Annotated in this window: 12 protein-coding genes; 6 read left to right on the top strand and 6 right to left on the bottom strand. The window is 60.6% G+C overall.

Annotated features, from left to right (window positions below; all coding sequences use genetic code 11):
* Positions 1 to 21 precede the first annotated feature (21 nt).
* Positions 22 to 1242 carry a 5-aminolevulinate synthase gene (gene hemA, locus GV829_RS12040; protein WP_169946985.1) on the top strand — a complete coding sequence of 407 codons (1221 nt, stop codon included), beginning with the start codon at positions 22 to 24 and terminating at the stop codon, positions 1240 to 1242.
* A gap of 514 nt (positions 1243 to 1756) precedes the next feature.
* Here hemA and GV829_RS12035 read toward each other — a convergent pair.
* Complete coding sequence (locus GV829_RS12035) at positions 1757 to 2353, bottom strand: GNAT family N-acetyltransferase (protein WP_169946983.1); 597 nt, start codon at positions 2351 to 2353, stop codon at positions 1757 to 1759.
* Positions 2350 to 3345: a threonine ammonia-lyase gene (locus tag GV829_RS12030; protein ID WP_169946981.1), complete on the bottom strand. Its 996-nt coding sequence runs from the start codon at positions 3343 to 3345 to the stop codon at positions 2350 to 2352. The genes GV829_RS12035 and GV829_RS12030 overlap by 4 nt, the downstream gene beginning before the upstream one ends.
* A 62-nt stretch (positions 3346 to 3407) precedes the next feature.
* Here GV829_RS12030 and GV829_RS12025 point away from each other — a divergent pair, with 62 nt between their 5' ends.
* The 5 genes from GV829_RS12025 (at position 3408) to GV829_RS12005 (ending at position 8333) form a co-directional block, all read left to right on the top strand.
* Positions 3408 to 4616, top strand: coding sequence for a saccharopine dehydrogenase family protein (locus tag GV829_RS12025; RefSeq protein WP_169946979.1), 1209 nt, complete (start codon positions 3408 to 3410; stop codon positions 4614 to 4616).
* Complete coding sequence (locus GV829_RS12020) at positions 4616 to 5812, top strand: carboxynorspermidine decarboxylase (protein WP_169946977.1); 1197 nt, start codon at positions 4616 to 4618, stop codon at positions 5810 to 5812. Before GV829_RS12025 ends, GV829_RS12020 begins: the two co-directional genes overlap by 1 nt.
* A gap of 246 nt (positions 5813 to 6058) precedes the next feature.
* Positions 6059 to 7261: a type III PLP-dependent enzyme gene (locus GV829_RS12015; protein WP_169946975.1), complete on the top strand. Its 1203-nt coding sequence runs from the start codon at positions 6059 to 6061 to the stop codon at positions 7259 to 7261.
* Positions 7262 to 7435: 174 nt separating this feature from the next.
* Positions 7436 to 7873, top strand: a complete 438-nt coding sequence (locus GV829_RS12010; protein ID WP_343042822.1) for an MAPEG family protein — start codon at positions 7436 to 7438, stop codon at positions 7871 to 7873.
* A gap of 13 nt (positions 7874 to 7886) precedes the next feature.
* On the top strand, positions 7887 to 8333 hold the full coding sequence (locus GV829_RS12005) for an MAPEG family protein (RefSeq protein ID WP_169946973.1): 447 nt from the start codon (positions 7887 to 7889) through the stop codon (positions 8331 to 8333).
* A gap of 1 nt (position 8334) precedes the next feature.
* Here GV829_RS12005 and GV829_RS12000 read toward each other — a convergent pair whose 3' ends face one another.
* The 4 genes from GV829_RS12000 to ilvD all read right to left on the bottom strand — a co-directional run bounded on the left by GV829_RS12000 (position 8335) and on the right by ilvD (position 13235).
* Positions 8335 to 9537 carry a class I SAM-dependent RNA methyltransferase gene (locus GV829_RS12000; RefSeq protein WP_169946971.1) on the bottom strand — a complete coding sequence of 401 codons (1203 nt, stop codon included), beginning with the start codon at positions 9535 to 9537 and terminating at the stop codon, positions 8335 to 8337.
* Positions 9534 to 10895 (bottom strand): NAD(P)H-hydrate dehydratase, encoded by a 1362-nt coding sequence (locus GV829_RS11995; RefSeq protein ID WP_246202866.1) that lies wholly within the window; start codon positions 10893 to 10895, stop codon positions 9534 to 9536. The genes GV829_RS12000 and GV829_RS11995 overlap by 4 nt, the downstream gene beginning before the upstream one ends.
* A 50-nt stretch (positions 10896 to 10945) precedes the next feature.
* Entirely contained in the window at positions 10946 to 11296 is a 351-nt protein-coding gene (locus tag GV829_RS11990) for a hypothetical protein (protein WP_246202865.1), read from the bottom strand.
* A 61-nt stretch (positions 11297 to 11357) separates the two neighbouring features.
* Positions 11358 to 13235, bottom strand: coding sequence for a dihydroxy-acid dehydratase (gene ilvD, locus GV829_RS11985; RefSeq protein ID WP_169946967.1), 1878 nt, complete (start codon positions 13233 to 13235; stop codon positions 11358 to 11360).
* Positions 13236 to 13293 lie beyond the last annotated feature (58 nt).

Below are 13293 nucleotides of genomic sequence, written 5' to 3'. Positions count from 1 at the left end.
CGTTAACAGGCAGGCAGGGCCATGGACTATAAGAGCGTTTTCGAAAAGGCGATCGACCGGTTACACGAAGAAGGTCGCTACAGGGTGTTTATCGACATTCTGCGGAACAAGGGCGCATTTCCCAATGCTCGCTGCTTTGCTGGTCACAATGGACCGAAGCCTATCACGGTCTGGTGCTCCAACGACTATCTCGCCATGGGCCAACATCCCGATGTTTTGGCCGCTATGGAGGAAGCGCTTCACAATGTGGGCGCCGGTTCAGGCGGTACGCGGAACATCGGCGGCAATACCCATTATCATGTTGAGTTGGAAGCTGAACTCGCTGATCTGCATGGCAAGGAAACGGCTCTTCTTTTCACGTCAGGCTATATCTCTAATGAAGCCACTCTGGCTACGTTGGGCAAGATACTACCCGGCTGCGTGATTTTTTCCGACGAGCTCAACCATGCTTCTATGATTGCCGGGATCCGGAATTCGGGCTGCGAGAAGCAGGTCTGGCGCCATAATGATCTGGCCCACCTGGAAGAGCTGCTTGAGGCTGCTGACCCGGATGCGCCCAAGCTGATCGCGTTTGAGAGCGTCTACTCCATGGATGGAGACGTTGCTCCCATAGCCGCAATCTGTGATTTGGCGGACAAGTATAATGCCCTCACTTATTGCGACGAAGTCCATGCTGTGGGAATGTACGGATCCCGTGGCGGAGGCATTACGGATCGTGATGAAGTCGCAGATCGGGTGACCATTATCGAGGGTACTCTCGCCAAGGCCATTGGTGTCATGGGCGGCTATATCGCGGCCGATCAGGTCATTGTTGATGTGATCCGCAGCTATGCTCCGGGCTTCATCTTTACGACGTCGCTCTCGCCGGTGCTGGTTGCAGGTGCTTTGGCGAGCGTCCGCCATCTGAAGGCGTCGAGCGTTGAGCGCGAGGGCCAGCAGGCGGCCGCAGCCATGCTCAAAGCCAAATTCCGGGAGGCAGGTCTGCCGGTAATGGACTCGGTAACGCACATCGTTCCACTGATGGTTGGCGACCCGGTCAAGGCCAAGAAGATCAGCGACATATTGCTTGCTGAATACGGCGTCTATGTACAACCGATCAATTTCCCGACTGTACCACGCGGGACCGAACGCCTTCGCTTTACGCCTGGACCCAGTCATACCGAAGAGATGATGACAGAGCTGACGGCTGCTCTGGTCGAAATTTGGCAGCGGTTGGAAATGCAGCAGGCGGCTGCCGCCTGATACGGCTGATTGCCGGGCTCGATCCCGGCAGTACCCCTCACCTTGCCGGACCATCAGGCATGACTTTGACTGTTCCAGCCACTTCATGCCGGTTTCTGGGCCAGAAGCTGCGCGCAGGATGAATTGCTCGCCGCTGCGGGTAAAGCGTATCCCTTGGACGTCATCTTCCCCAATATAGGTCCCAAGCATATCCAATCCCGACTGCATTTGCAGCTGGTACAATCCCGGCTCGACCGGCGTGATAATGACAAACATTCCTTCCGGCCCCAGCCATTCGCCTTGCCAATTGGCAAAGCGATGGCGCGTCGTCGGTAATGCCTCGCGCGCAGGCAACTCAGGCTCTTCGATTGCAACGGTGTGCCGCTCAGTCGATTCTGAGCCGGTGTTTGCCTGGTTGCAAGCGGGCAGAAACAAGCACGCAGCATATACCCAAACAAGAGCAATTATCCGCAGCATGGCCTAATCTCTCCGCAAAAATGCCTTCGCTTGATCGGGAGTCATCACCCAGCCCCACTTAGTTGGTAACCTCACGCATCATTCCCCAGAAATGTGGCCCGCCCTTAGGGACGTCCCATTCGTTGACGATGGTAAAGCCAAAACGCTGATACAATCCCACATTGGCCGGTGTCGCGGTTTCCAGCCAACATGGCACGCCGGCTGCATCCGCTGCTGCAATGCGTTCGCGAAGTACGCGGCCGCCATAGCCTTTGCCCTGATGTTCGGGTCGAACCCCAATATAGTGCAGGTACCAAAAGGAGCCTTTGGGGCGATGAGCAGTAATGCCGTCGGAGACAGTCATCGCGCGCGGGAGCGCAGTGCGGAATGCGGCGAGCATCGGCAGCATCGAAATAACAAACTCGGTATAGGACGAATCGGCTTGGCTAGGTGCTCGCCAAAGGGCCGCAGCCTCGCCGCCTGTTGAGCGCACAACCTTGCCGACCTTTGCATCGGCTGGCACCACTGATCGGAACAAGCCACGCAGGGCCACCTTTCGCCGTTCTGTGTCGCGCACGATCCAACTGAGCGCTGGATCGTCCTGAAAGGCCAACGCAAGTGTCTCGATAACTTCCTGATGATCATGCTCACCAGCTAACAAAATGTCGCTGCTCATTCTGACCCTTTCAGCATTGCCGCGAAGTGGTTTGCGTCGACATTACCGCCAGACAAAGTGACCAGCGTGTGTTTGCCGACCTCCACCTTGCCTGCGAGGACCGCAGCCAGCGCCGCCGCTCCGCCCGGTTCGACGACTAAATGCAGCCGATCAAACACCAAGCGCATTGCCTTACGGATTTGAGCCTCGCTAACCGTCAGCGCGGTTACGTTGCGCCTTTGCAGAACGGCGAAATTGATAGGGTAGGTTGATGGCGTTTGTAGGGCGTCGCATGCTGTAGGGGTCGGATCAGCGACATGCTGAATGGAACCGGTAGCCAGCGAACGACCCACGTCATCCCAACCCTCCGGTTCAACCGCAAACAGCCGAGTATCAGGTAATGCCAGCGCAAGGCCGGCAGTCAGACCGCCACCGCCGCAACAGGCCACGACCGTGTCAAATGTAGTGCCGACCATAGTCTTGAGCTGTGCATTCGCCTCAATGCCGAGTGAGCCCTGCCCTTCTATCACCCACACATCTCCAAAGGGGTGAACCAAGGTCCGACCGGTCGAGCGCATCAGCTTGTGTGCAATCGCATCGCGGTCTTCGCCCCCGGGGCGGTCGTAAAGCAGAACCTCGGCGCCCAATGCCCTCGTCGCAGCCAATTTGGCCCGAGGAGCATCGTTCGGCATCACAATCGTTGCCGGGATACCCAACCGCCGCGCCGCCCAAGCGACCCCTTGGGCATGGTTGCCGCTCGACACGCCGACTACCCCGGTGCGGCGCTGCGCCTCATCAAGATCACTCAAACGGTGCCAGGCACCCCTGATCTTGAAGGCGCCGATGGGTTGCAGCATCTCTGCCTTGCACCAGATGGTGACGCCATCGAGATCGAGAGGCAAGAGTGGTGTCGGCGGCAGGATGGCGGCAACCTTGGCCGCTGCGCGCAAGACACCCTCGCGGCTCGGTGAGCGCTCGGGATCGGTGAGTGGATCGGGTCTTTGCTCTGTCATGCCCCTGTCCTATAGGGCGTGCCACGCAAGACAAGCCGCAACGCGGCACGCAGGAGAATTTCATGTCCAAGGTGTTGGTGATCGGCGCAGGCGGCGTCGGTTCGGTGGCCGTCCACAAGATGGCAATGAACCCCGATATTTTCAGCGACATCACGCTCGCCAGTCGGACCAAGTCCAAGTGCGATGCCATCGCGGAATCGGTGAAGGCGCGTACTGGCGTGATCATCGCCACCGATGCAATCGATGCCGATGATGTCGCCGCAACCAGGGCGCTGATCAAGCGGGTGCAGCCCAAACTCGTCGTCAACCTTGCCCTGCCCTATCAGGACCTGACGATCATGGAGGCATGCCTCGCCGCCGGAGCCGACTATATGGACACGGCCAATTATGAGCCGATTGACGTCGCCAAGTTCGAATATAGCTGGCAGTGGGCCTATCAGGACCGCTTCGTTGAAGCCGGCCGCATGGCGCTGCTCGGTTCGGGGTTCGACCCAGGCGTCACCAGCGTCTTCACCACCTGGCTGCGCAAACATCATTTCGACCGCATCGATACGCTCGACATTCTCGATTGCAATGGCGGCGATCATGGTCAGGCTTTTGCAACCAACTTCAACCCTGAAATCAACATCCGTGAAGTGACCGCCCCGGCGCGCCACTGGGAGAATGGCGAGTGGATCGAGACCCCTGCCATGTCGACCAAGGTCGCCTTCGACTTTGAGGGCGTCGGCCCCAAGAACATGTACCTCATGTATCATGAGGAGCTCGAAAGCCTCGCCACGCACTTGCCGGAGATCAAGCGCATCCGCTTCTGGATGACGTTCGGCGACGAATATATCAAGCACCTCACTGTGCTGCAGAATGTCGGAATGACGCGGATCGACCCGGTGATCTACAATGGCGTTGAGATCGTCCCCCTGCAGTTCCTCAAGGCCGTGCTGCCCGAACCCGCCAGCCTTGGCGCGACAACCAAGGGCAAGACCAACATCGGTGTCATCGCCACCGGCCTTGGCAAGGACGGCAAGGAAAAGACACTCTACCTCTACAACATCTGCGATCATGAGGACGCCTATGCCGAAACCGGCAATCAGGCGGTTAGCTACACCACCGGCGTGCCCGCGATGATCGGCGCGGCGATGATGGTGACCGGCACTTGGGCCGGCGCGGGCGTATGGAACATCGAACAGCTCGACCCCGATCCCTTTATGGACATGCTGATGCAGCATGGCCTGCCATGGCAGTTGAAGGAACTTGATGGGCCGGTAGGGTTCTGATGGAAACCAAAGCCGGCGATCCCGGGGCTTTTGCCCGATTTCAGCTGAGCCGTGTGCCCTCGCCCGCCTTTGTCGTCGATGCGGCAAAGGTACGCGCCAATTTGGCCGTGCTCGCCGACATCAAGGAGCGGTCGGGGGCACGGGTATTGGCGGCGCTCAAGGCGTTTTCCATGTTCGCGCTCGGCCCGACCGTGGCGGAGGCACTCGACGGCGTTTGCGCTTCCGGGCTTTATGAAGCCCGTCTTGGTCGGCGGCACTATGCCGTGCCGGGCAAGCACAGCGAAGTTGCCACCTATTGCGCCGCCTATAAGGCAGAAGACCTGCCAGAGATTGCCGCTCTTTCTGACCATCTCATCTTCAACTCGCCGTTCCAGATCGCGCGGTTCCGCCCACTGCTCGACGAATTGCGGGCCAAGGGTGAGACGTTCGATATTGGCCTGCGCCTCAACCCCCAGCACAGCGAAGGGGAAGTGCCGAAATATGACCCCGCCGCGCCCTGCAGCCGTCTCGGCTTTCCGGTCAGCCAGTTGCAGGCTGAGCACCTCGACGGCGTTGATGGCATTCACATGCACACTTTGTGCGAGCAGGACTTTCCGCCTCTTGGGCGGACATGGGAAGCGGTCAAACCCGGTCTCGCTCCGCATTTTGATCAGCTAAAGTGGATCAACTTTGGCGGCGGTCACCATGTCACTCGTGCCGATTATCAGGTTGATGATCTGGTTGCCTTCCTGAAAGGCGTGATTGCCGAGACCGGGTGCGAAGTTATGATCGAACCGGGTGAGGCGATTGCGCTTGATGCCGGCATCCTTGTCGGTGAAATCCTCGACATGTTCGACAATGGCATGCCAATCGGCATCACCGACATCAGCGCGACCTGCCATATGCCCGACGTCATCGAGGCGCCGTACCGACCCGCCATGCTGGGAGAGGAAGGCGAGGACAGCACCGTGCCTGCGACGCGGCTTGGTGGGCCGTCCTGTCTCGCAGGAGATGTGATCGGCGACTACCGCTTGCCGGGTGGCGCGTCGGTGGGACAGCGCTTCGCTTTCCTTGACCAGGCGCATTATTCGATGGTCAAGACCAACACGTTCAATGGGGTCCCTTTGCCGTCGATCTGGCTGTGGGACAGTGCCAGCGACGAGCTCAGGCTGGTTCGCGAATTCGGCTATGCGGATTTCGAGACCAGGTTGGGGTGAGTCGGTGAATCGCGGGGTATGCTCCGCTGTCAGGGCAATGGTTAAAGTAGAGGACCAGATAGAGCGGGAAAACGCCCTCTGCTATCCCACCAAGCATTTGAAAACCCATCGTTTTCTGTAAATTGGCAAAAGGGCTTTACAGGGGGGACCCCCACCCATATATGCACCCCCCGCTGCCCCAGGGGGACTTCCAATAACCGCAAGGCAGCCTTGTTGTTCCGTCTACCGTTTTGGGGGTCCCTTGAGTTGCACAATCACCATAGCGCACTGGGTCTAGTTCGCGACCTCAAGCCGGTGGAGCCGGTCACGCTGGTGCGTCCGCACGCAGCGCGCCGCGCCGCCCGCTTCTTCGCAGACCACTTTCCGGGAAAAACGCTGTATGCGGTAAAGGCGAATCCGTCGCCTGACCTGCTGCGCGTCCTTTGGGATAGCGGCGTGACGCATTATGACGTCGCGTCGATCGCTGAGGTTCGCCTCGTCGCCCGCACCCTGCCCGAAGCGACGCTCTGCTTCATGCATCCGGTCAAGGCCGAGGAAGCGATTTCCGAAGCCTATTGGACGCATGGTGTGCGCACCTTCTCGCTCGACACGATGGACGAGCTGGAAAAGATCGTCCGGGCCACCGAAGGCGCGGCCGACCTCAACTTGCTGGTTCGCCTTCGCGTTTCGTCCGACCATAGCAAGCTGAGCCTCGCCGCCAAGTTCGGCGCCGAGCCCGAGGATGTGGCCGAACTGCTGATGGCTGCGCGTCAGGCTGCTGATGCGCTGGGCATCTGCTTCCATGTCGGAAGCCAGGCGATGAGCCCGCATGCCTATGCGGTTGCGCTCGAGCGCGTTCGTGCAGCGATTGTTGCTGCGTCGGTGACGGTCGACATTGTCGATGTCGGCGGAGGCTTCCCGAGCTGGTATCCAGGCATGGAGCCGCCGCCGCTCAAGGCCTATTTCGACGTGATCAGCCGCGGCTTCGAAAGCCTGCCGATCAGCTATTCGGCTGAACTGTGGTGCGAGCCTGGCCGGGCGCTTTCGGCCGAGTACAGCTCGCTGATCGTCCGCGTTGAAAAGCGCCGTGGCGACGAACTCTACATCAACGACGGTGCCTATGGAGCTCTGTTCGATGCGGCGCATGTCGGCTGGCGGTTCCCGGTGACCCTGTTGCGCGAGCCGAATGCCGAAGTGTCGGTGACGATGGAAGCGTTCAGCTTTTACGGTCCGACCTGTGACGATCTCGATCACATGACCGGCCCGTTCATGCTGCCTGATGATATTCAGGCTGGCGATTACATCGAAATCGGGATGCTGGGTGCCTATGGCTGCGCCATGCGGACCAAGTTCAACGGCTTTGGCGCAGAGCATGTCGCCGTGGTTTCGGATGAGCCGATGGAGAGCCTGTATGTCGGAGCGCTGGCCGACACAGAACGGCGCAGTGCGACCATAACCAAACTGTTCTGATCCCATAGGTGATCAGCCAGACAACGATGGACAAAATAACCCGGATCAGCCCATGCTGGTCCGGGTTATTCCATGTGGTGCCACGCTGGTTCCAACTGGTTGCAATGCTATTGAAAAGGAGTAGCCTTCGGCACAGGGCTCCAGGGAGAGGGCCCAGATTTCGGGGGAAATTCCATGGATATGAGCAAAGCCATGTTGGCGCCTGCCGCAGTTCTTGTGCTGTGGACATTGATCATGGTCGGGTGGACGGCCGTTTCACGTTTCAGCGCCTTTTCCCAAGCAGGCGTCAGTTTGAAGGGTGCAGCGCCGGGCGGTCGCGGGCAGGATCTTGAGGGGGTTCTGCCTCCGCAAACCAACTGGAAATCCCACAATTACAGCCATCTCGTCGAACAGCCGACAATCTTTTATCCCGCGGTGATCATCCTTGCCGTGGCCGGTGGAGAAAGCCAGATCAACCTCACCCTTGCCTGGGCCTATGTTGGTCTGCGTATTCTTCATTCCTTGTGGCAGGCGCTCATCAATACCATCCCGGTGCGTTTCACCCTGTTTGCCCTGTCCACGGCCTGTCTGATCGGATTGTCGATCAACGCCGTTGTCCTGACCCTGACTTGAGGGAGAGAGAGAAATGACTGACCATATTCCTGCCATTCTTGGCCCCGTCGTCGCCCTTGCGGGCTGGACCATGATCATGTGGCTTTGGATGTACGCAACCCGTATTCCGGCGATCGGCAAGCTGCCGAAATCAGGCGAGCCCAATGCCGATCAAGGATGGACCGGCGCCATGCTGGAGGGTCTGTTGCCCCGCGAGATCCAGTGGAAGGCGCATAATTACAACCATCTGCATGAGGCACCGACAGTGTTCTACGCGGTGGCGCTGACGCTGGCGATGATCGGTGAGGGCGACAATCTCAACGCGACTATTGCCTGGGTCTATGTCGGCTTGCGGATCGTCCATTCGGTCTATCAGGCAACGATCAACAAGGTGCCGGTACGCTTTGGCCTGTTCGCCCTGTCGAGCATCGCGCTCATGATGCTGATCATTCATGCTGCGATGAGCGTGTTCGGCCGCTGAATCACCGACTGATCCGGGCAACCAGTTCCGTATGGGTGGACCAGCGGAACTGGCCAACCGGCCTGACCCATTGCAGATGATAACCGCCAGAGCCGAGTATCTGCATGTCTCGGGCGAAGCTTTGCGGGTTGCAGCTCACATAAGCGATCACAGACACATCTGACTGAGCCAGGGTCTTGGCCTGTTCTTCCGCGCCGGCCCGGGGCGGGTCTATGACCACCCCGGCAAAGGGTTTGAGATCCTGGACCGTCAGCGGTCTGCGATAGAGGTCGCGGTGGTCACAGATCAATGGCAGTTGCCTGAGATTGGCAGCGCGGCGCAAGGCGAGAATGGGGTCGCGAGCAGCCTCTACCGCCAGAACATGACTGCCCGGTGCGAGTGCGAGGGCAAATGTCCCCAGTCCTGCGAACAGGTCAGCCACATCGGAGGCACCCTCCAATATCTGCTGGACAGACTGCACCAGTGCGTCCTCGCCCTCCTTTGTTGCCTGTAAAAAGGAGGCGTGCGGCAAAGGCACCGGCACTCCCCCCAATGTGATTGTCACAGGCTCCGGTGCCCAGCGGTCTTCCGGACCATGGCCTTCGTCAAGCGTAAGGCGGGCTATCCTGTTCGTCGCTGCAAACTCATGCAGGGCATCATGGGCTTCCAGCCCGTCAGCCTCAACGCCACTGATCAGGACATCGGCACCTTGATCGGCCAATGTCAGCTGAATGGTTGCGAGGCTGCGGCGGCCAAGCAACTGGCCCATCAGTTTGCGGAGCGGAGCGACCAGGGCAAACAGCGCCGGGTGGAGAATCGTACATTGACGGACGTCCACAAGCTTGTGGCTGCGCCCTTCGTTGAACCCGACCAGAACCGACCCGCCGAGCCGCATGGCCTTCAAGGTTGCTCGGCGGCGACTGTTTGGCGGAGAGAGATGCGGTTCGAGAATGTCGGGCACAGGCAGCTTTTGAGCGGTCAGAGCAGCAGCGACGCGGTCCCGCAGGAACTTGGCATAGCTGTCGTCATCGACATGCTGTAATTGGCACCCGCCGCAGCGGGGATAGTGGCGACAGGGAGGCGTCTGATGGTGGGGGCCGGCGAAGATGGTGCCATCAGCGCCTATACTGTCCCCCGGAGCGGCGAGCGGCACGTGACGCCCATCAGCCGTTACGCCATCCCCGCGGCCCGCGAGGCGCAGGATCAGGCTGGGATCAACCGTCATGGCCAGAGCGATCCTTTGACAAGATCATCAGCAACAAATCCTTTTTCAGATCGTTCAGCGGCGCGCTGTTGCAACATGACCGCCGCCTGGGCCGCTTCAAAGGCGGGGAGGCCGCGAGCGAGCATGGCAGCTGCAATGCCAGCGAGTACATCACCCGTGCCGGCGGTGGACAACCAGCTGTTGCCCGGCGAGGCGATGGCCACCCGGCCATCAGGCGTGGCGATCACAGTATCCGGCCCCTTGTGGACAAGGACGGCATTGTAGCGGTCCGCCAGCTGAACTGTGGCGCTGATTTTGTCCGGAACCACTGCCCCGCCCATCCGGGCAAATTCGCCGGCATGGGGAGTCAGGATAGCCGGTTGGTCGAAGCGGGTTTCGCCGAGCAGGCCCAGCGCATCGGCATCCACGACGAGCGGCTTGCCGGTGGCGCGGGCCGCATCGAGGCGGGCATGTGCATCCTCACCCTGCCCCAGACCACAGCCGACAAGGATGGCACCGATCCGATCATCAAGGATAGCCGCGCCGTCCCGCCAACCCTGGCGGACAATGGCCAGCGGAGGCGATGGTGGCAGGGCGGAACCGATCAGCCGGACATAGCCAGCGCCAGAGCGCAAGGCGGCCCGTGCGGCGAGTTCGGCGGCTCCCGCCATTTTTCCGGCGACCACCGCTACGAGGCCGCGCGCATATTTGTGCGAGGCAAAACCGGGCTCTGGAAGGAAGGGCATGACGGCTGTGGTCTGGTGGCTCGTGATCGTCAGGCCGAGATCATCAAGCATGACCCTGCCCATGCGCGACGCACCCGGAAACAGCAGGTGCGCGGGCTTTAGAGCGCCAAATGCGAGCGTGACATCGGCATGGATCGGGCAGCCAAGGTCTGCCCCGCTGTCGGTGGCGAGGCCGCTCGGCACATCAGCGGCGATAATACGCGCTGCGCTGGCGGCATGACGAGACAGGGCACCGGACAGATACTGATCAAGCGGTCGGTTGAGACCAGTGCCGAACAGGCAATCGACAAGAACAGCGGTGGCGACAGGCGCGCGATCGAGGCTGTCGGTTCCCCTGCCCCAGCGTGCCGCCGCCTGTCTTGCAAGATCGGTGACCGGCGCGGCGTGCCCGCTGACGGTGACCGTGGCGCCCATTGCCGCCAGATAATGAGCGGCGACATAACCATCACCACCATTGTTGCCGGGTCCGGCAAGGATGTGCACCGGGCGACCGGCGGCCATGCGGAAAGCGAGCCGGGCCAGCGCATGGCCGGCACGATCCATCAACCTGTCAAGCGGCGTGCCAGCGAGGGCAGCAGCCTGTTCGGCTTCGCGCATGGCGGCGGCGGTCAATATGGGATGGGGCCGGTTCACCGCGTCCTGCTAGGCCCGGCGGACGCGAAGGGCAAGCCGGTGGCCCGGGATCAACGCCGGACAGTTGCGGGGAGGCGATAGCGATCCTGTGCGACCGCAACCTCGATCAAGCCATTGTCCATCAACGATACTCGCGCCTCATCAGCGCCATCTGCCGTTACGACCCCTCGCCCGTCGCTGGTGATCCGGAACCGGCGATAGCCAGCATCAGCGCGGCCGAGCATAAGCAACTGGCCATCGGCACTGGCGATGCGGTCAAGCGTGCAGTTCAACTGGAAATGCTGTTCACCGTTGAGCGCGCAAAATATGCGCCCGGCATCGGCGGCATCCCGCACATGCTGAGCCTCAACCTCTGCGAGCTTCTGATTGTCAGGTTCGGTCGAGCAAGCTGAAAGAGCCAAGCCCGCACCAATGAATCCTGCCCTGAACGAATGTAACCGCCTTTTCCCCATAGGCCTGTTCTTATGCCTGCTTTGACCCGCGAGACAAGGGGGCCAATTGCGAGATGTCCCGAATAGCGCCACGTGCGGCACTCGTCGTCATGGCCGCATAAGCACGCAAAGCCACCGAAATCGAACGTGGACGGTGCGTCGCGGGCTGCCAGGCATTGGCGCCCTTGGCGTCCATTGCTGCGCGCCTTTCGGCCAGTTCCACATCTGAAATCATCAGGTTGATGCTGCGTTCGGGAATGTTGATGTCAATCCGGTCCCCATCCCGCACCAGCGCGATGGCCCCACCTTCCGCAGCTTCCGGGGAGACATGGCCTATCGACAGGCCTGAAGTCCCGCCCGAAAAGCGGCCGTCGGTCACCAGCGCGCACGCCGCGCCCAACCCCTTTGATTTGAGATAGCTGGTCGGATAAAGCATTTCCTGCATGCCGGGCCCGCCTTTCGGACCTTCGTAGCGAATGACAACGACGTCGCCAGCCTGCACCTGATCGGTAAGGATCGCTGTCACAGCGTCATCCTGACTCTCAAAGACCTTGGCAGGGCCGGAGAAAATCAGGATCGATTCATCGACCCCTGCGGTTTTGACAATGCAGCCATCGAGCGCGATATTGCCGGTGAGCACGGCGATGCCGCCATCCTTTGAAAAGGCATGGTCAACCGATCGGATGACGCCCTTTTCCCGGTCAAGGTCCAGTGCGTCCCATCGCCGGTCCTGGCTGAAGGCGGTTTGGGTTGGGACACCCCCGGGCGCGGCGAGGAAGAAATGCTGAACCTGAGGATCGTTGGTGCGACCGATATCCCAGGCGTTGATTGCGTGCCCCAGGGTGGGCGCATGCACGGTCGGAACATCGGTGTGCAACAGGCCGCCTCGCTCCAGTTCACCAAGGATGGCGAAGATGCCGCCTGCGCGGTGGACATCCTCCATATGCACATCTGACTTGGCCGGGGCGACTTTACTGAGGCAGGGGACACGGCGGGAGAGGCGGTCGATATCGGCCATGGTGAAATCGACGCCAGCCTCATATGCGGCAGCGAGCAGGTGGAGCACGGTGTTGGTCGATCCACCCATCGCGATGTCCAGGGTCATGGCATTTTCGAACGCCTTGAAGCTGGCAATGCTGCGGGGCAGGACGCTGGTGTCGTCGCCTTCATAATAGCGTTTGGCGAGATCAACGATCAGGTGCCCGGCGCGCAGGAACAGCGCCTTGCGGTCCGCATGTGTGGCGAGGGTGGAGCCATTGCCCGGCAGCGACAGACCCAATGCCTCGGTCAGGCAGTTCATCGAATTGGCGGTGAACATTCCCGAGCAGGAGCCGCAGGTCGGGCAGGCCGAGCGCTCGATCTCTGTAACTTCCTCGTCGGTATAGCTGTCGTCGGCAGCGGCAACCATGGCGTCCACAAGATCGAGCGCATGTTCCTTGCCCTTGAGGATCACCTTGCCGGCCTCCATCGGTCCGCCAGAGACGAACACGACCGGGATGTTGATGCGCAGGGCAGCCATCAGCATGCCCGGCGTGATCTTGTCGCAGTTGGAGATGCAGACCATGGCATCAGCGCAGTGGGCGTTGACCATATATTCGACGCTGTCGGCGATGAGGTCACGGCTCGGCAGGCTGTAGAGCATGCCGTCATGGCCCATCGCTATACCATCATCGACTGCGATGGTATTGAACTCCTTGGCCACACCACCGGCGGCTTCAATCTCCCGCGCGACCATCTGGCCCAGGTCCTTGAGGTGGACGTGGCCGGGCACGAATTGGGTAAAGCTGTTGACGACGGCGATGATGGGCTTGCCAAAGTCGCTGTCCTTCATGCCGGTGGCCCGCCACAGCCCGCGCGCGCCGGCCATGTTGCGGCCGTGGGTAGTGGTACGCGAACGATAGGCAGGCATGGTCGGGCTCCTGAGACAGAAAATTGCGCCGGAGTGCGGCTTTGCGAAGCCCTACACG

The sequence above is a fragment of the Sphingomonas lacunae genome, assembly GCF_012979535.1.
GTDB lineage: Bacteria > Pseudomonadota > Alphaproteobacteria > Sphingomonadales > Sphingomonadaceae > Sphingopyxis > Sphingopyxis lacunae.
Note: the sequence above shows the minus strand (reverse complement) of the source record. Positions and strands in the feature narration are given on the sequence as shown.